At 54.3% G+C, this 17,896-nt stretch carries 14 protein-coding genes and 1 pseudogene; 14 read left to right on the top strand and 1 reads right to left on the bottom strand.

Going from position 1 to position 17,896, the window contains the following annotated elements; all coding sequences use genetic code 11:
* The 3 genes and pseudogenes from AB3175_RS07455 to AB3175_RS07445 form a co-directional block, all read left to right on the top strand.
* A pseudogene (locus AB3175_RS07455) lies at window positions 1–520 on the top strand (hypothetical protein); the annotation flags it as partial.
* A gap of 124 nt (window positions 521–644) precedes the next feature.
* Window positions 645–2,348 (top strand): ShlB/FhaC/HecB family hemolysin secretion/activation protein, encoded by a 1,704-nt coding sequence (locus AB3175_RS07450; protein WP_367360314.1) that lies wholly within the window; start codon window positions 645–647, stop codon window positions 2,346–2,348.
* A 188-nt stretch (window positions 2,349–2,536) separates the two neighbouring features.
* Window positions 2,537–6,907: a filamentous hemagglutinin N-terminal domain-containing protein gene (locus AB3175_RS07445; RefSeq protein ID WP_367360313.1), complete on the top strand. Its 4,371-nt coding sequence runs from the start codon at window positions 2,537–2,539 to the stop codon at window positions 6,905–6,907.
* 110 nt (window positions 6,908–7,017) lie between these two features.
* Here AB3175_RS07445 and AB3175_RS07440 read toward each other — a convergent pair whose 3' ends face one another.
* Entirely contained in the window at window positions 7,018–7,551 is a 534-nt protein-coding gene (locus AB3175_RS07440) for an OmpH family outer membrane protein (RefSeq protein ID WP_367360312.1), read from the bottom strand.
* A gap of 384 nt (window positions 7,552–7,935) precedes the next feature.
* Between AB3175_RS07440 and AB3175_RS07435 the strand changes: the two genes are divergently transcribed.
* The 11 genes from AB3175_RS07435 to AB3175_RS07385 all read left to right on the top strand — a co-directional run bounded on the left by AB3175_RS07435 (window position 7,936) and on the right by AB3175_RS07385 (window position 17,884).
* Window positions 7,936–9,078, top strand: a complete 1,143-nt coding sequence (locus tag AB3175_RS07435; RefSeq protein ID WP_367360319.1) for an acyl-CoA dehydrogenase family protein — start codon at window positions 7,936–7,938, stop codon at window positions 9,076–9,078.
* A gap of 102 nt (window positions 9,079–9,180) precedes the next feature.
* The gene (locus tag AB3175_RS07430) at window positions 9,181–9,432 is read left to right on the top strand and encodes a hypothetical protein (RefSeq protein ID WP_367360311.1); all 252 of its coding nucleotides are present in this window, start codon (window positions 9,181–9,183) and stop codon (window positions 9,430–9,432) included.
* A gap of 27 nt (window positions 9,433–9,459) precedes the next feature.
* Window positions 9,460–10,308 carry a diaminopimelate epimerase gene (gene dapF, locus AB3175_RS07425; protein ID WP_367360310.1) on the top strand — a complete coding sequence of 283 codons (849 nt, stop codon included), beginning with the start codon at window positions 9,460–9,462 and terminating at the stop codon, window positions 10,306–10,308.
* Between the two features lie 206 nt (window positions 10,309–10,514).
* A complete protein-coding gene (locus AB3175_RS07420) occupies window positions 10,515–10,850 on the top strand; it encodes a DUF3147 family protein (protein WP_367360309.1) in 336 nt (111 codons plus the stop codon).
* 11 nt (window positions 10,851–10,861) lie between these two features.
* The gene (locus AB3175_RS07415) at window positions 10,862–11,677 is read left to right on the top strand and encodes a class I SAM-dependent methyltransferase (RefSeq protein WP_367360308.1); all 816 of its coding nucleotides are present in this window, start codon (window positions 10,862–10,864) and stop codon (window positions 11,675–11,677) included.
* 95 nt (window positions 11,678–11,772) lie between these two features.
* Window positions 11,773–12,633, top strand: a complete 861-nt coding sequence (locus AB3175_RS07410; protein WP_367360307.1) for a DUF364 domain-containing protein — start codon at window positions 11,773–11,775, stop codon at window positions 12,631–12,633.
* A 141-nt stretch (window positions 12,634–12,774) separates the two neighbouring features.
* A complete protein-coding gene (gene ruvB / locus AB3175_RS07405; protein ID WP_367360306.1) occupies window positions 12,775–13,797 on the top strand; it encodes a Holliday junction branch migration DNA helicase RuvB in 1,023 nt (340 codons plus the stop codon).
* Window positions 13,798–13,816: 19 nt separating this feature from the next.
* Complete coding sequence (locus AB3175_RS07400; protein WP_367360305.1) at window positions 13,817–14,386, top strand: epoxyqueuosine reductase QueH; 570 nt, start codon at window positions 13,817–13,819, stop codon at window positions 14,384–14,386.
* A 316-nt stretch (window positions 14,387–14,702) separates the two neighbouring features.
* Window positions 14,703–14,945 carry a hypothetical protein gene (locus AB3175_RS07395; protein WP_367360304.1) on the top strand — a complete coding sequence of 81 codons (243 nt, stop codon included), beginning with the start codon at window positions 14,703–14,705 and terminating at the stop codon, window positions 14,943–14,945.
* 135 nt (window positions 14,946–15,080) lie between these two features.
* The gene (locus tag AB3175_RS07390) at window positions 15,081–15,662 is read left to right on the top strand and encodes a DUF4390 domain-containing protein (protein ID WP_367360303.1); all 582 of its coding nucleotides are present in this window, start codon (window positions 15,081–15,083) and stop codon (window positions 15,660–15,662) included.
* A gap of 35 nt (window positions 15,663–15,697) precedes the next feature.
* Window positions 15,698–17,884, top strand: a complete 2,187-nt coding sequence (locus AB3175_RS07385; RefSeq protein WP_367360302.1) for an ATP-binding protein — start codon at window positions 15,698–15,700, stop codon at window positions 17,882–17,884.
* The last annotated feature ends 12 nt before the right edge of the window (window positions 17,885–17,896 follow it).

The following is a 17,896-nucleotide window of genomic DNA, read 5'->3' as shown; positions in this document are numbered from 1 at the left end:
TTTGAAGCTGAAAACCACAGGGAACATCACGGACAGCGGTAAGGTCAGGGTAACGGGGACAACGACCCTGAATTCCGGAACAAGCGATATTGTGTTGAACACATTAACCAATGATTTCTCAAAGGTTGCAGTGACCGCCGGCCGGAAATTTACTTTGGTGGATGCCAATGCCCTGAAGGTCGGCGTTTCTAATCTGTCCGGGACCGCAAGCATTGTCTCCCACGGAACACTGACCCTGCTGGGTAATCTGAATGCCGGAGCCAACAAGGTTACACTTAATGCAGGGACAGGGGCAATCGATGGTGCGTATACGGTGACGGCCGGAGATGTGACCCTCATCGGCAGCACAATCGGTACGGCAGCTCACCCCACCATCAACGCAAGCGGAACATTGACGCTGACGGCAACCTCAGCCGTAAACGGCATTTCTGCGAATCTCCTGGGGCCGACGGACTTGGATGTGACGGTGACTAGTGCGCCGGGCAAAGTCTTGCTGAATGGGACCGTTATTTACCCCTAAAGTCTCCGAACGAAAAGATTCAAGACAGACCGCCTTTCCCTTTTAGGAGTGCTCTTGCGGGGGAAGGCGGTCTGTTTGTTGCTAAGTGAATCAAAAATCAGTTTATCAAGGAATGCCTTTGCATTTGACTCCTCATAATCTTTTCGCCTCGGTCCTGGCCGCTTTCCTGGTAATCTTGGTGACTTCCGTGCCATTGCCGGCCCAGGAGCGCAGTGGAGATGTCTTGAAATCTCTGGAGCGGGGCGCGGAACGGCCCAGGGAGGCGAAAAAAATCCCCAGAATCGAAGCGGAACGGGAACAAAAGGCGGAGACGCCCTTACCATCCCCGAAAATCCGGATAAAGGCCTTTCGTGTGGAGGGTTTTACGATCCTTTCCTCCGAAGAGATCAAATCTCTCGTGTCTCCCTGGGAGGAGAAGGAGCTTTCTCTGGAGGAGATCCAGGGGGCTGCAGACAGGATCACCGCCCGCTACCGGGAGTTGGGCTATCTCCTTGTCAATGCCCATGTTCCTGCCCAGACGGTTCGGGACGGCGAAATCCTCATTCAAGTGGTGGAGGGGCGGCTGGACAAGGTGACCGTCACCGGTAATCGGCGATACAGCAGCACCTTTATCGAGAGGCACCTTGCCCGTCTGGGCAGAGATTCTTCCCTCCGTGAATCGGTCCTGGAGCGCTCCCTTCTGATTTTGAACGAGTATCCCTATCTCTCGGTCAACGCCCTGCTGCAGGCGGGGCAAGCTCCTGGAACGACGGACCTTGTGATTCGGGCGGAGGAGCGGTCCCCCTTTTCCGGGAGCCTCTCCTACGACAACTTCGGTTCGAAATCCTCCAGCCGGAGCCGGGCCGGGTTGATGCTGGAAACGGGCAGTCTTCTGCTGACGGGGGATCAGCTCACCCTGCGGGGAGTGACCGGCCTCGATCAGTTGGATCTGGAGCGGCTGTCCTACGGGAGGATCGATTACCTCATTCCCCTGGGTTATGATGGCACAAAAGTCGGCTTCTACTATACCAACAGCCGTTACGAATCCGGCGAGGAGCTGGGGGCGCTCGACATCAACGGAAAATCCGATCTGCTGGGCCTCTATGTGACGCACCCGCTTTACCGGCGGCTGACCCAGCGTCTCGATGTGAAGTTCGGCTTCGACTATAAGAATTTAACAGATTATATCCTTGATGAAACCTGGAGCCGGGACCGGATCCGGGTCTTCTCCCTGGGGGTTTCCTACGATTTTGTTGATGATTACCGGGGCCGAACGAACCTGGCTTTTACAGCCCACCGGGGCGTCCGGGATCTCTTCGACGGTTCGGGCCGCAGCGATCCCGGCGTGAGCCGCAAGGGCGCCGACGGCTCCTTTTCCAAATATAACCTGGATGTTTCCCGAATCCAGATGCTTCCGGGCAACAGTTTTCTGATCCTGAGGGGGGAGGGCCAGCTTTCAGCGGACCGCCTGTTCGTGGTTGAGCAGTTTTCCCTGGGTGGTATGGGATCGGTCCGGGGCTTCGACGCATCCTGCTGCAACGGGGACAGCGGCTATTTTGTATCGGCGGAGCTGCAGACCTCGCCTTTTTTCCCTGAAAAAAGCATCTTCGGCCGGAGGATCGGAGACATGTTCAAACTGGCTTTTTTCGGCGATCATGGAGGGGTATTCCTGAATGACCCGGAGCCCGGGGAAAGTCGGGATGACTATCTCTCCAGCCTGGGATCCGGAGTGAGGTTGTCTCCAGGAAACTCCTTTGCCGTCCGCCTGGATTGGGCCGTGCCCAGGAAGAAGGATCGGTTCAACGCAAGACATGCCGAAATATATGTATCCGCGGCATGGAACTTCTGAAATTTCCCCTTCTGGAGAATAAGTCGAAAAAACGGATGGATCTGCGTCTGGGAACCCTCCGTGAATACGGTGAACAACGTGATAAAGAGCGGTCAAAGGTTATATAGTTCACTATAAGTCAATGAAATTGAACCATTATTGCGTACTCCACTCTTCAGATCACCTATAACGTTACGTGGAGGGGCAAAATGACGCGAGCGAAGCAGGCTTTAGGAAGGCAGAGGAAGACAAGGATTCAACGAAGCCTCACGGTGGCACTGGACGCCGCGCAACAATTACGGGATGCGATTCGGGAAACGGGCAAGAAGGGGGTCCTGGGCCTCAGTGCCTTGACGATGGCTGCAACTCTGTTGACGGGTTCGGCTTACGCACTGCCCAGGGGGGGCGAGCTGAAAGCGGGCAGTTCCACCTTTTCGCGTCCCAATGCCAGAACACTTGAAATTACACAATCTACAAAAAAATCAATCCTGAACTGGAAAAGTTACAGCATCGACAAGGGGGAAGCTGTGCGCTATATCCAACCCTCCTCCTCCGCCATTTCTCTAAACAGAGTGACAGGTTCCGATCCTTCGAGACTCTGCGGATCCCTTTCAGCCAATGGCCAGGTCTGGCTGATCAATCCAAATGGCGTGCTCGTGGGGCCTCATGCTAAAATCAGCGTCGGGGGGTTTCTCGCTTCGACTCTGAATCTCGCCGACAGGGACTTTTTAGGCGGCAATTACAGTTTCCAGAGTTCTGCCTCCCTGGGGGGCATCCTCAATCAGGGAAAAATTCAAGGGGGGTACGTCGCCCTGTTGTCACCCTCGGTCGCGAACGAGGGGACGATTCAGGCGTCTCAGGGAACGGCCGCCCTGGCTTCAGGGGATCAGGTGCTCGTTCATTTTGCAGGAAACGATCTTGTCGGCTTTGTGGTGGACCCGGGAAAGACGGCTGCAGAGATCCGCAATTCGGGAACCCTCTCGGGAAATTCCGTCCTCCTGACTGCGCGGGGAGTCTCCGATGTCCTCCGGAGCGTGGTGAACAACACAGGGGTGATGAAAGCCCGGTCCATCGAGGAGAGAAACGGCGAGATTGTCCTAGCCGGCGATGAAGTGACCAGCACGGGCTTGTTAGATGCCTCAGGCAAGCAGGGCGGGACCATTCGGATCGATGGCGGCTTTGTTTCCCTGGGGGGGACGATATCCGCTGACGGCAGGACTCAGGGGGGTAACATTTCGGTCCATTCTTCCGGTACTTTGTCCCTGGCGGATCAGCTGCAGGCTCGGGGCTTTGAGGGAACAGGCGGGCAGGTGAACTGCTCCAGCAGCGGTCGGACATTGGCAACCTCCACAAGTGTTGCAGATGTTTCCGGGGCAACAGGCGGCGGGTCGATCCGGCTGGAAGCCCAGGGGGGACTTCTGAGTTCCGGAACCTATCGGGCTTCCGCTGCAACCGGTCCGGGGGGGCGGATTGATCTCTCTGGAAGCTCCGTGCGCCTGTTTTCGGCAGTCGTGGATGCCTCCGGAGGGAATCGGGGCGGTCTTGTGCGGATAGGCGGGGCCTTCCAGGGAGGAAAAGATTCGGACCCCTCACGGGCATACAACGAAGGTTTCCTGGAGAGATGGGGGAATCTTGAAACACTATCCAACGCGGAGAACGTGTTTGTCAACGACACAGCCTCTATCGACGTTTCTGCGGACCACACCGGCAGTGCCGGTGGGACGGCGGTGGTCTGGTCGAATAAGGAGACGACCATGCTGGGACGGATTTCCGCCGGTGGCCAGGCTTCAGGGGGGTACGTGGAGGTTTCCTCGGCGGAACGGCTGCGCCGGGCGGATATTCTCAAGATCGATACCGGCAGGGGCGGTGAACTCCTTCTGGATCCGAAGAACATCGTCATCGGGGGCAGCGATGAGCTTTCCAACTGGACGTATCAGGGGATCTTGGGACTGGGTTATGGGGAAAATAAAGATGTCGATGTCAACAGCCTGGAGGCGGATGACTCCTTCGGCGTTTCGGTATCGCTGAATGATGACGGTGACCGCCTTGCTGTCGGAGCGGACTGGGATAACGGACAGGACAATAGTGTTGCCGCGAGTGGCGCCGTTCACCTCTTCAGCTTTTCGGATACAAATTTCAGCGGAGGAAGTCTTCAGGGGATTATCGGGAAAGGCTATGCAGGGGGTAAGAATGTCAACGTCTCCAGTCTGGAGGCCGAAGACTTCTTCGGCCGTTCGTTATCGTTGAACGGATCAGGCAACCGCCTGGCTGTCGGGGCTTATGGCGATGATGGAGCTGATAATGGCACGTTGGACAGCGGAGCGGTTTATCTCTTCAATTTTTTGGATAGGGATTTCAGCGACGGCAGCCTTCAGGGGATCATCGGCAAAGGGTACGCGGGCGACAGGGATGTGGATGTTGCCCATCTGGCAAGTGGAGACAGTTTCGGCATTTCGGCATCGCTGAATAAATCAGGCAACCGCCTGGCTGTCGGGGCGTATGGAGATGACGGGGCTGACGAGAGCACGGAAGACAGCGGAGCAGTTTACCTGTTCAGCTTTTTGGACACGGATTTCAGCAGCGGCAGCCTTCAGGGGATCATCGGCAAGGGGTACGGGGGTGACAGGGATGTGGATGTTACGCGCCTGGCAAGTGGAGACAGCTTCGGCATTTCTGCGTCGTTGAACGGATCGGGAGACCGCCTGGCTGTAGGAGCTGAGGGAGACGATGGAGCAGAAGACGACACGGAGGACGGCGGAGCGGCTTACCTGTTCAGTTTTTCGGACACGGATTTCAGCGGCGGCAGCCTTCAGGGGATCATCGGCAGGGGGTACGGGGGTGACAAGGATGTGGATGTTGCCGATCTGGAGAATTACGATAATTTTGGCGTTTCAGTATCGCTCAATAATACCGGCAACCGCCTGGCTGTTGGAGCCGATTGGGATGATGGCTTTGAAAATACTTCAGAAGACAGCGGAGCGGTTTACCTGTTCAGTTTTTCGGCCACGGATTTCAGTGGCGGCAGCCTTCAGGGGATTATGGGAAAGGGGTATTCGGGCGGTAAGGATTCGGACGTAGGAATTCTGGAAGATGGAGATTGCTTCGGCCGTTCGGTTTCGCTCAATGGCGCAGGAAATCTGATTGCCGTTGGTGCCTGGGGTAATGACGGTGCCGATGAAAGCGAAACCGACAGCGGCGCAGTTTACCTGTTTTCGAAATATGCCTTTGGGGATTCCAGCGGTGCAAGTGTTAATCTGCCGGCTGATGACGTCGCCACCTGGCTCGGCGGGGGCAGCAACCTGACCCTCCAGGCGAGCAACGATATCACGTTGAACTCATCCATCACCGTGAACAATCCTTCCGGAAACGGGGGCGATCTGACGTTGGCGGCAGGAAGAAGCGTAATTCTCAATGGAGATATCACCACGGACAGTTCAAATCTGAACCTGGTGGCAAACGACACCACTGCCAACGGAGTGGTGGATGCCGATCGGGAGGAGGGTCCTGCCGTGATTTTCCAGGCCCCCGGAACCTTGATCGATGCGGGGACGGGTGCCGTGACGGTCTCGCTGCGGAATGGCAGCGGAAAAACCTATACGGAAAGCGGAGATATTACCCTCAGCGGGATTAACGCAGCGACCCTCAGTGTGAGCAATGCTGGGTTGACGGCAGGCAGTGGCGTAACGCAGAATGGCGGTTCTTTCATCGTAACGGGAAAGGCAAGCCTCGCAGCCGGAACGAACGACATCGATCTGACGGCCTCGGGCAACGACTTCGAAACGGTGTCCGCAACCGGTCGGAACGTGACGCTGGTCGATTCGACGGGGATCAACTTGTCGACGACGACGGCGAGCGGTACCCTGAGCGTTCGCGCGGGAGGCGACATCACGGACAGCGGGAAGGTTTCGGTATCTGATAAGACGACGCTGAATTCGGGTGAGAGCGACATTGTCCTGAATTATGGGAAGAGCGATTACGGCACGGTGTCCGCCATCGGTCGGAACGTGACGCTGGTCGATTCGACGGGAATCAACCTGACGACGACGACGGCGAGCGGCGCCCTGAGCGTTCGCGCGGGAGGCGACATCACGGACAGCGGCAGGATTTCGGTGTCGGGGACAACAACGCTGAACGCCGGGACCCATGATATTGTATTGAATACGTCGACAAACGATTTTTCCAAGGTCATTGTGAAGGCTGGCAAAAAGCTGACCCTTGTGGATGCCGATGATCTGAACCTTGGTGGCTCCACTCTTTCCGGTGCGGTGACGGTCACCTCACATGGAAGTCTCACCCTTTTGGGAAGTCTGAATGCCGGAACCAATCGTGTGACTCTTAATGCCGGATCGGGAGCCATTAACGGCGCCTATACACTGACCGCCGGAAATGCGACCCTGAGTGGCTCAACCATCGGTACGGCGGCGCGTCCATATGTGAATGCGAGCGGCTTGCTGACCTTGAAGGCGTCCTCCCTGGTGAATGGCGTTTCAGCGAATCTTAGAGGCCCTGCGGACTTGGATGTGGTGGTGTCCAGTGCTCCAGGCAAAGTCCTGTTGAACGGGAAGGGTATCTATCCGTAAGGCTGATCATCAAAACTATTCTGGCGATCCGACACGGGGGAAACGGAGGCTTGCCTACCCCCCGTGCATCGGGATGGATGTTGGAAGTGAGTCGTTTCTGGGAGAAAGCGTTACTTCTTTTTCGTGTCGTAAAATTGGATGGCCTTGTCTGTGATATCGATGGCTTGGTCGTACGATACCAGGGTGTTCTTTTCTAAGATCAGCGTGTACTGCTCCTGCTGGCGAATTTGATCGACGACTTCCCGGATTTCTCCCAGGATCTTCTGATTGATTTCAGCGGCCTTCTGGCGAAACTCCTCTCCCTTTTCGCTGTCCAGCCGTTTGAGGTCACTGGCCGCCTTGGCAATCTCTTCCTCTTTTTCCTTGCGTTTCTTGACGGGAAGTTTTGGTGACTGCTTCTTCAGATCCTCTTCCATGGCCTGGACTTCCTTCTCTTTGGCGGCAAGGGTATCCTTGGCTGTCTGCAATTCCTTTTCAAAGACTTCCTGGGCGCTTTTCGTGGCTTTTGCCGTTCGCATGATCTTCTGATAGTCGACAACTCCGATCTTCAGCGGTACGTTGGAACCGTCTGCAGCCAGTGACAGACAGCTGCCGGAAAAAAGGCAGATCAGGAACAGGGACAGAATCAATCCAAAGTGCTTCATTCGCTTACCTCCAGGCTGGATATAAAAATTTCGTAATTTCATAAACCAGTTCCTCTATTTATGCAAACATTTAATCCCGCGGCATCATGATCGTCGATCTGGTTTCCCGCTCTTGCAAAGAATCCGCAATGGGAGGCTTTCTTGTTGACACATTTTTGACATGTGCTCTATAAGCTATGAACAGGCAGGGGATGGGATCTTTGGGAACATATTGTATAATCAAGTAAAACCCGCGGGGTTGTTCCAAGACTCTTCAGATCGATAAAGGACAGGGCGGTAAGGAGGCGGCCAAGCAGGGCCAATAAACGGCGAGTTGAGGAGCCGACGAATCGGCCGATGCGGTTAGCCGAAGAAAGAGGACGTGGTGTAAAAAGGAGCCTGATGATGGATATCATCCAGTACACACAGGAACATAGGATCTTTCGGGATGCGGTGAAGAAATTTCTGACAAGGGAAGTCATCCCCCACATCGAGGAGTGGGAAGAGGCGGGGATCGTTCCCCGGGACGTCTGGAAGAAGATGGGTGCACAGGGGTACCTCGGGATGAGCGTTCCCGAGGACTACGGAGGACCGGCTGCTGATTTTCTTTATGAGGTCATCGTCATCGAGGAACTGGCCCGGACCAATTTCACGGGGCTCGCGGCCCGGCTGCACAACACCGTCGTGCTTCCCTATCTGATCGAATACGGTTCAGAGGAGCAGAAGCACCGCTACCTTCCCGGCTGCATCTCCGGCGACATCATTACGGCCATCGGCATGACGGAACCCAACACGGGCAGCGATCTGGCGGCTATACGCACCACCGCCGTGGAAGACGGGGACGAGTTCGTGATCAACGGGCAGAAAACGTTCATCAGCAACGGGATCAATTGTGACCTCATCGTCCTGGTGGCCAGAGATCCGGCGGTGGTGGACCCGCACAGGGCGCTTGATCTCTTTCTTGTGGAAGCGGGAACGCCGGGATTTGAAAAAGGGCGCAATCTGAAAAAAATCGGCTGGCACAGCCAGGACACGGCGGAGCTCTTTTTTTCCGATTGCCGGATTCCCAGGTCGAACCGCTTGGGGGAGAAGGGAACGGGATTCCGGAAAATGATGGAGATGCTGCAGCAGGAGCGCCTTGTCGTGGCGATCGGGGCGCAGGTGATTGCGGAATTTCTGCTGGAGAACACCATTGCCTACTGCCGGGAGCGGACGGTTTTCGGGAGGCCCATCTCCCGGTTTCAGAATTCCCAGTTCGAATTTGCCGAGATGGCGACGGAAATTGAGCTTGGGCGGACGTTCATCGACAAGATGATCGTTGAGCACATGGAGGGCAGGGATCTCACCCGGGAGGTGTCCATGGCGAAGTACTGGATCACCGACATGGCCGGCCGGGTGGCCGACCGCTGCCTGCAGCTTCACGGAGGATACGGGTACTGCGAAGAGTATCCCATCGCCCGGGCCTGGCGGGATGTCCGGATCATGAGGATTTACGCCGGTTCCAATGAGATCATGAAGGTCATTATCGCCCGGACGCTGGGATTATAAGCTGGGTGCAGTTCCCAAGGCATGCGAAACTGTGGCGGAAGCGGAAAACGGGATGCTGAAAAAAACGGATAACTTCCAGGAGGGGAAAACGTAAGCAAGGGGATGATGCGACGGATTCCGGCGGATGGATTTGCCCTGACTTTCGAGCGCAGCGCCTACCAGGGAGTTTCGTTGAGCCTGGGGATGCCCATAAGCGACACGATCCGGCTCAGTGCAGGCCTGGCTGCCCGCGGCAGTGTGATCCGGTACGACATGATGATGTTGCTCTTCACCAGGGAAAGAGTTCTGTATTCCTCCATCGTGGAAAAGGGAAGCGATAACCCTTTGTGGAAGACGTACTGGCAGAATCCCTGAAGAAAAGGAGACTGAAATACTGGAAAAATGAAATATCTCAAGTATCATGCCTTAGGAAACGACTACATCGTCTTGCGTCCCGAAGCGTTTGAGGGGGAGCTCTCCGGAGACATTGTGCGGCTGATCTGCCACCGCAATTACGGCGTAGGATCAGATGGCATCCTCTATGGACCGGTTAACAGCCTGTCATGTGATTTCGGTCTTCGCATCTTCAATCCCGATGGAAGCGAAGCGGAAAAGAGCGGAAACGGCCTTCGCATTTTTGCCCGGTCACTCTATGATGAAGGGCTGGTAGGGGAGCAATCTTTTTCAGTGGAAACCCCGGGAGGGGTTGTTTCATGCAAGGTTGAGGACAGGGGCAAAGTGGTTTCCGTGAAGATGGGTGAAGTGCGTTTCGACAGCACAAGCATTCCCGTTGCCGGACCGCCCCGTGAAGTTTTGAACGAAACGATGGACATCAACGGAAGGATTTTTACATTCTGCGCGGCAACGGTGGGAAATCCTCACTGTGTCGTCCTTAGCGACGATCCGTCATCGGTTGACGCCCATCATTATGGCCCCCTTATTGAGAACGACCCGAGATTTCCGAATCGGACGAATGTTCAGTTTATGAAAGTCCTTGATCGCGGCAACATCCAAATTGAAATCTGGGAGCGCGGCGCCGGCTATACTCTGGCATCGGGAAGCAGCAGCACCGCTGCTGCGGCTGTTGCCTGCAAACTGGGACGCTGCGGGTCGGATATCACTGTTCACATGCCGGGCGGCAAGATCGGAATTCAGTTCAGCAAGGGGTTTTTTGCCACAATGACAGGTCCCGTGACGAGAGTGTGTGAGGGGAACATGGATCAGGAAATGTTTGAAGGAACAGGACTGTAATTTTTTGTTATTCCTGCCTTATGAAATTGATCTGTCCATTTCCCATGGCATCGGCAACTACGGTGTCGTTGATCCTATCCAGAGCGCAGGAGTTCCGTTTTATGAGAAAAGGAATCCGATCAGGCCGAAAGTGACGGTCAGGTAGAACACGGGATGCTGAAATAAAACATGGAGTGATGGTGCTTATTTGTTGTTATGAGGATTCCTTGAGTTACTATCTCATAAAAATTGTGATAACAACCTTACTGGTGGTGCTGATCTCTGAAATTGTCAAACGCAGTTCCTTGATTGGTGCGGTATTGGCGTCGATTCCCTTTGTTTCTGTTCTGGCAATGATCTGGTTGTACATCGATACGCATGACGTCGCAAAAGTGAGTGCGCTGGCATCCGGCATCTTCTGGCTTGTTCTGCCTTCACTGGCTTTGTTTGTGTCGCTGCCGCTGTTGTTGAGGCAGGGGGTTAATTTTTATCTGAGCCTGGCCGTTTCAATAATTCTGACGGCCGGGTGCTATTGGCTTATTGTTTCTACCTTAAATCGTTAGAGGGAATCGAGATGGAGGAATGCAACTGGATGGATTTGTGGCGGAAGCTGGTCATGAGGGGCTTCCGTCCCAAAGGGGAAGGAATGGTGGAGAAGTATAAAGCCCACGCCCGGAAGAAGAAGGAAAGGCCGGATGCCCTGCTGAATTTCATCCTTGAAGAAATGGATGCCGGGGATACCGTGCTTGAGATCGGACCCGGAACCGGGCGCTGGACGATTCCTCTGGCCGGGACCGGTAGAAAGGTGACGGCGATTGAACCGACTGCCGCCATGGCCGATATGCTCAGAGAAAATCTCGGCCGCGCCGGAATCCAGAATGCGGAGATCCAACTGCAATCCTGGGAAGATGCCTCTCCTGGAATGCACGATCTGGTTATCTGCGCCCATGGCATGTACGGAAGTCCGGACCTGGCGGCTTTCGTGCGCAAAATGGAACAGTGTGCACGGAAGAGATGCTATCTGGCCATCCGGCTGCCTCCGGCCGACGGGATTCTGGGTGAGCTGTCCTTGAAGATTTCCGGGTGTCGCCATGACAGCCCCGACGCGATCATCGCGTACAATGCCCTCTATACCCTTGGGATTTATGCAAATGTCCTGATCGAAGAGGGCATGACGAACTGGGTCAATGTCTCTCTGGAAGATGCGGTCCGTCGAGCCAGGAAACATTTAAACCTGGGGATCTCCGAAGCTTACGACGACCTGATCTCTTCCACGTTGAACCGGCGGTTGAAGTTCTCCGGCGGTGTCTATACGTGGCCGGACGGCATGAGGTCCGCACTGCTCTGGTGGAGGCCCGCGAGTAATGAGAAAACGATAATGTCATCCTGACTGTTGTTTCCGGAACATCACCTTCGGAAGAAGCGGCTATTCCGGATCCGCCGACAGAGCTGGATCACAGACATGGGCATTTTTTAGGAGGACACATGGAACCAACCTCTCATCCTGGCGATATCCTGAGGGAAACCCGAGAGGCGATTTCTGAGGTTCTGGGAAAAAGCCTGGAAACGATGACTGTGGAAAAAACCGTTATGGGGCTGTTTTTCACGGGGATCAAACTGAACAGCGGCGAAGGAGGGCTGTGTTTTACCCCAATCAAGAGCATTCCGGACGCGGTCTGCTGCCCGAGCTCGGCCAGGGTCATGCCGGCTTCCGGGAGACTGGAAGGGAGAAAGGCTACTCGGTTTCTGGACGAGATGTTCAGCGGGAATCCCCTGAAAAGGACGATGGGCATCGCCCTTCTCAACGCCCTGTCCGCCGAGTGCTGGAAAAGGAAGCCGCCGGAAACCTATCGGATTTCGGCAGGCGTGGATGCCCTGGAGGACATGATGCTCCCCGAAGAGGGATTTGTGGTCGTGGTCGGGGCGCTTGCCCCTGCCATCAAGGCCCTGAAGCAGAGGGGAAAGCCCTTTGGAATTCTGGAACTGGACCCTTCGACCCTGAGAGCGGATGAACTGGAGTTTCTCGTCCCTCCCGAAAAGGCGCCGGGAGCCGTTTCTCGGGCGGATCTCCTCGTCATCACGGGAACGACGTTGATCAACGATACGCTCGAGGGACTTCTGGAGTGGCGAAAACCGGGGGCTGAGATCATCGTGGTCGGCCCGACGGCAAGCATGATTCCCGACGCCTTTTTCCGGCGGGGGGTCAGCATCCTGGGCGGCATCAGGGTAACCGACGCCGACCGGGTGCTCAGCATAATCGCCGAAGCAGGTTCCGGGTATCATTTCTTTGGAAAGGGGGCGGATAGGGTGACCATCTCCCGCCTCCAGGAAACCCGACGGGGCTGATGCGCATGGGATTTCCCGGGTAAGGACCGGCAAGCGTCCATAAATTTGGTTGACACACCCGATGCAGATCATTTATGGCACAGGTGTAACCTGAAAAAGAATCCGTCGATAAAACGGAAGAGCACCCTCTTAGGGAAGGTCATGAGAAAAGACGATCTGATAAGTCCAGAATGCATCGAAGGGGACGGCACCTACGAACACAGCTTACGCCCCCAGAGCATCAGGGAATACATTGGTCAGAAGACGGTCAAGAGGAACCTTTCCATCTTTGTCGATGCCGCCAAGAAAAGAAAGGAAGCCCTGGATCATGTCCTCCTCTATGGCCCTCCCGGTCTGGGTAAGACCACCCTGGCGGTCATCATTGCCCGCGAAATGGGATTCAATATCAAGATCACCTCGGGGCCGGTCATTGAGCGGCCCGGCGACCTCGCCGCCATCCTGACCAATCTGAAGGATGCCGACATCCTCTTTATCGACGAGATTCATCGGCTCCCCCATACCGTCGAGGAAATCCTCTATCCTGCCATGGAGGATTTCTACATCGATCTGGTGATCGGCCAGGGGCCGTCCGCACGGAGCATGAAGCTGGATATTCCGAGATTTACCCTGGTGGGGGCTACGACCCGGGCCGGGTTGCTGACCTCGCCGCTCCGGGACCGCTTCGGGATCAGTTTCCGGCTGAACTATTATGCCGTTGACGAGTTGACAAAGATCCTCATCCGCTCCGCGAGTCTTTTGTCGATTGAGATCGAGCATGAAGGGGCCATCGAAATCGCAAAGCGCTCGCGGGGGACGCCGAGAATCGCCAATCGTCTCCTGAAGAGAGTCCGGGACTACGCACAGGTCAAGGGGAAAGGGGCAATCGACGAAACGGTCGCCGTCAACGCCCTGGAAATGCTGGAGATAGACCATCAGGGATTTGATCACATGGATCGGAGCATCCTGCTGTCCATTATCGAGAATTACGGCGGCGGCCCTGTCGGAATTGACACCCTGTGCGCCACGGTGGGAGAGGAAAAAACGACGATTGAGGATGTTTATGAGCCCTATCTCATCAAGGAGGGCTATCTGCAGAAAACGGCGCGGGGCCGAATCGCCACGAGAAAGGCGTACGACCATTTCGGGAAGAGGACGTCAAAACTCGAGCAGGAGGAGCTGATCTGACCCCGGCTTTTTGTGAACCATGAAACTCCTATTGCACATATGCTGCGCGCCCTGCACCATCTATCCCCTGCAGGTGTTGAGGGATCAGCATCACGAGGTGCGGGGGCTTTTCTTCAACCCGAACATCCATCCCTACCTTGAATATTGCCGCCGCAGGGATACGCTCAAGGCCTATGCCGAGCAAGAAAATCTTCCGGTCATCTGGAAAGATTCCTACGAACTGGACGACTTTTTAAGGAGCGTCGCCTTTCGCGAAGGGGATCGCTGCCGCTTCTGCTATTACAAGCGGTTGAGCTATGCGGCGCACGTCGCCAGAAAGGGAAACTTTGACGGATTTTCCTCCACGCTTCTATACAGCCGGTACCAGAATCACTCGTTGATCTGCAGCATCGGAGAAAGCCTTGCGAAGGAGCAGGGGCTGGCCTTTTTCTACCATGACTTTCGCGAAGGCTGGGAAACCGGCATCCGCATCTCAAAAGCCCAGGGCATGTATCGACAGCAATATTGCGGATGCATCTACAGCGAAAGGGACCGCTATTATAGAAAAGCCCCTTCGAGAGGGATCGATCCGGAACCTGCAGACGGTTGACGGCGTCGGCGCATCGTGTCGATGGCGCATTCCTCGACGTCCGGGGTGAATCACCACGACCCCCGGCCAGGAGAAAGGGCTGAAGGTCATATCGTTCGTGCTAGTTCCCCGCTGAGCCTTTCTTTGTCTTGTCCTTCCGGTCAATCAAATAGAACCTTCGCTCTCTTTTCAATGAACAGTTTATCCGAAGTTGAGTCTTCCGGCTGTCTTCAGAGAATTTTGAGAAATTAATTTCTACATTTTCACGTTTTACGGTAAGCTGGTACCGCCGTATGGTGAGAAAAATCCCAACTCTTTTTGTGAAATGGAAAATCTTATGGATACGGAAATAATCCTCTGGAAGGCGATCGATCTGGAGCCGGCATGCGAGATGGTGCTGACCTTTGCCAAGGGAAACGCAAGGGACGCCGTTCTCAACTCCCTGGAGATCCGCAGGCAGCTTATGGTCAAAGAGTATAATCTCTATGAAGCGGAACAAATCTCTTTTGAAAGGGACGATGCCGAAGATGGACAATTCCTGATCAGAATTGTGAAGAACCTGACAAAAAGCGCTCCTTAAAAGGAAGTTGCATGGGAACGCCAATCCTGTTAGAAACGGACGTGAAAAACCTCTTTTGACGGAGCTTGACAGTGAAACGATCTGTCCAGTTCTCCGTTGAGTCAGAGAATCCATAAAAACATAAAGTTGAAAATCATGAAAAGAAGAATACCACTATTGCTCGCGATTGTTGCTTTGCTTGTCATCGCTCCCCTTCTCTATCATCTGGTGGTGGATCAGAATCCCGATGAGATGAAAATCAAGGATGTTCTGGTTACGAATGATCAGACAAATGTGCTGGTTTATGCCAGATTGTCTCATTTTCCGCCGGATATTGAAAAAGCGATTCTTGCGGGTGTTTCCACAACGTTTTCTTTTAAAATAGAGTTCTACCGGAAAAAGAAGCACTGGTTTGATGAGCGGCTGGCACAGCTTGAGATTATAAAAAACATCAAGTACGATCAAGCCAAGAAGAAATTTTATGTGACGTCGACGTTCCCGCAGACGGCAGAGGCCTTTCAGGAGTTTGCGATGGCCAGGCTCGCTGTGGCCGAGATCAATGGAATACCCGTTGTGAATATGAAAAATCTGAGCAGAGACCAGGATTACTACGCACGGATCAAGCTGGCGTGGGAGAATTACCGCTTGCCCTTTTACGCGGAATTTCTCAGAATTTTCTTATCTTTCCGGGATTTTGAAACAGACTGGCAGATCCAGCCTTTTCGTCTTCAAACATGAAAAAAAATGACCGCCCGGCGCTGGGACCGGAAGAAGTGAACAGAAGGCGTCGCGATTTTATCCTGATCGCTGTTTCCGTCTTGTGCATCATTGTCTTGTCTTTCATCGAACATTTCCTCTTCCAGGAGGAATACCTGTTTCACGAGTCCAGCAATATCCTGATTTTCGGTTTGATCAACATCAACATCATCCTGATCATTCTTCTGATCTTCTTGATTATCAGGAACGTCGTGAAACTCGTCTTCGAAAGGCGGCAGGGGGTTATCGGGTCAAGGATGAGAACGAAACTGGTGGCGGCTTTTGTCTGTCTTTCTCTCATCCCGACCATCCTCCTTTTCCTGGTGGCGAGCAACTTTCTGGCTTCCAGTATCGACAACTGGTTTAATGTACGGGTGGGAGACGCCCTGAACAATACTCTGGAGGTTGCCCAGACCTATTACAAGAGGTATGAAGAGCATGCCAAGTATCACGCAGGGCAGCTGAGTGCCGATATTATGGAGAACCGCCTCGATGAAGGCGAGCGGGTTGATTATCTCAGGAAGCTGGTGGAGCAGAGACAGAAGCAAATCCGAGCGGCCGTTATTGAAATATATATCGACGACCGGACGAAGGGCATGGTGTTCCTTGGTCCTGAGCAGAGCGACGCCAAACCCTCGTCTCCAACGCCTCAGGTTATGGAGGAGGTCTTTTCCGGAAACGAGGTGTCCTTAATCCAGCCCTCGGAAAACGGAGAATTCATCAGCGGACTGGTGCCCATTTACTCGAATGCTCATCCCTCCGAAGTGGTCGGCGCCGTTGTCATAAGTTATTTCGTCCCCCGGGAAATTGTTGACAAAATAGCCCTTGTTTCAAGGGCTTCCGAGCAGTACGGCCAACTGCACCTGATTCAGAACCCCATCAAAATCAGTTACATGATCACCCTGGCCATCATTACGCTCCTGATTATCTTTTCGGCAACCTGGTTCGGTCTGTTCATGGCCAAGGGAATTACGGTACCGATCCTTGATCTTGCCGATGCGACCAAGCGCATCGCCAAAGGGGACTGGACGCATCAGATCGATATTGTCGCCAGTGACGAGATCGGAGTCCTTGTGGATTCTTTCAATTCGATGACGAGGGATTTGAAGGAGAGCAAGGAAAATCTCGAGCAGGCCAACATCAACCTTGAACAGCGCCGGAAATACATGGAAACGGTTCTTCACAACGTTTCCGCCGGCGTGATTTCCGTTGACGAAAAGGGATACATTACAACCATCAACGGAGCCGCGGAGCGAATGCTTGACATCAAACTGGAGAGCGTGATCAACAGGCGCTATGAAGACATTCTGCTCAGTGAGCATCTGGCCCTGGCGGAGGTCCTGCTGAAGGATCTGGAGAAAAGCGCAAAGGGCCAGATTGAAAGGCAGTTGGAACTGGTGCTCAAAGACAGGGCTTTGACCATTCTCATGACCCTGACCCTTGTCCGGGATGATGAGGGCCATGAGATGGGGATGGTGGTTGTCTTTGAGGACCTGACGCAGCTGCAGCAGGCCGAACGGGCGGCGGCGTGGCGGGAAGTCGCCCGGCGAATGGCTCATGAGATCAAGAATCCCTTAACGCCGATTCAATTGTCGGCACAGAGGCTTCAGCGCAAGTACGGGGATCAGCTGGGGGAAAATGGGGGGATCTTTTATGAATGTACCCGGACCATTATCGACCAGGTGGAAATTTTAAAAAATCTGGTGAATGAATTTTCCCGCTACGCCCGGATGCCTGTAACCCGTCCTGTCCCTGGAAATTTGAACGAGACGCTCACCGATGCCGTGGCCCTGTACCAGGATGCGCACAAGCATATTTCCTTCGAGTTTGAGCTGAGCGAAGACCTGCCGAAGGTGATCCTGGATTCAGAGCAGATCAAGAGGGTGATGACCAACCTCCTGGATAACGCGATAGCCGCGGTAAACAAAAACGACGGAGCCATAAAAATCCGCACGGCTTATGACCGGGCAAGAAACCTGGCGATCACGGAAGTTGCGGACAATGGCTGCGGGGTTCCCGCGGGGTATAAAATGAAGGTCTTTGAACCTTACTTTTCCACCAAGAAAAGCGGAACGGGGCTTGGACTTGCCATTGTGAGCTCCATCATTTCCGATCATCACGGGCATATCACCATCTCCAACAACGAACCCCGGGGAACGGTCGTCACCTTTGATCTACCGGTGGCGGCGGAGACTGTGATGTAAAGTTTTCAAAAG

The sequence above is a fragment of the Syntrophus sp. (in: bacteria) genome (genome assembly GCF_040768185.1).
Lineage (GTDB): Bacteria > Desulfobacterota > Syntrophia > Syntrophales > Syntrophaceae > Syntrophus > Syntrophus buswellii.
Note: the sequence above shows the minus strand (reverse complement) of the source record. Positions and strands in the feature narration are given on the sequence as shown.

What these genes read in the sequence shown, in the direction of transcription:
- AB3175_RS07445 (WP_367360313.1), top strand. Translation starts at nt 2,537, where the DNA reads ATGACGCGAGCGAAGCAGGCTTTAGGAAGGCAGAGGAAGACAAGGATT.
- dapF (WP_367360310.1), top strand. Translation starts at nt 9,460, where the DNA reads ATGAAATATCTCAAGTATCATGCCTTAGGAAACGACTACATCGTCTTG.
- AB3175_RS07395 (WP_367360304.1), top strand. Translation starts at nt 14,703, where the DNA reads ATGGATACGGAAATAATCCTCTGGAAGGCGATCGATCTGGAGCCGGCA.
- AB3175_RS07440 (WP_367360312.1), bottom strand. Translation starts at nt 7,551, where the DNA reads ATGAAGCACTTTGGATTGATTCTGTCCCTGTTCCTGATCTGCCTTTTT.
- ruvB (WP_367360306.1), top strand. Translation starts at nt 12,775, where the DNA reads ATGAGAAAAGACGATCTGATAAGTCCAGAATGCATCGAAGGGGACGGC.
- AB3175_RS07390 (WP_367360303.1), top strand. Translation starts at nt 15,081, where the DNA reads ATGAAAAGAAGAATACCACTATTGCTCGCGATTGTTGCTTTGCTTGTC.
- AB3175_RS07415 (WP_367360308.1), top strand. Translation starts at nt 10,862, where the DNA reads ATGGAGGAATGCAACTGGATGGATTTGTGGCGGAAGCTGGTCATGAGG.
- AB3175_RS07410 (WP_367360307.1), top strand. Translation starts at nt 11,773, where the DNA reads ATGGAACCAACCTCTCATCCTGGCGATATCCTGAGGGAAACCCGAGAG.
- AB3175_RS07400 (WP_367360305.1), top strand. Translation starts at nt 13,817, where the DNA reads ATGAAACTCCTATTGCACATATGCTGCGCGCCCTGCACCATCTATCCC.
- AB3175_RS07430 (WP_367360311.1), top strand. Translation starts at nt 9,181, where the DNA reads ATGATGCGACGGATTCCGGCGGATGGATTTGCCCTGACTTTCGAGCGC.
- AB3175_RS07435 (WP_367360319.1), top strand. Translation starts at nt 7,936, where the DNA reads ATGGATATCATCCAGTACACACAGGAACATAGGATCTTTCGGGATGCG.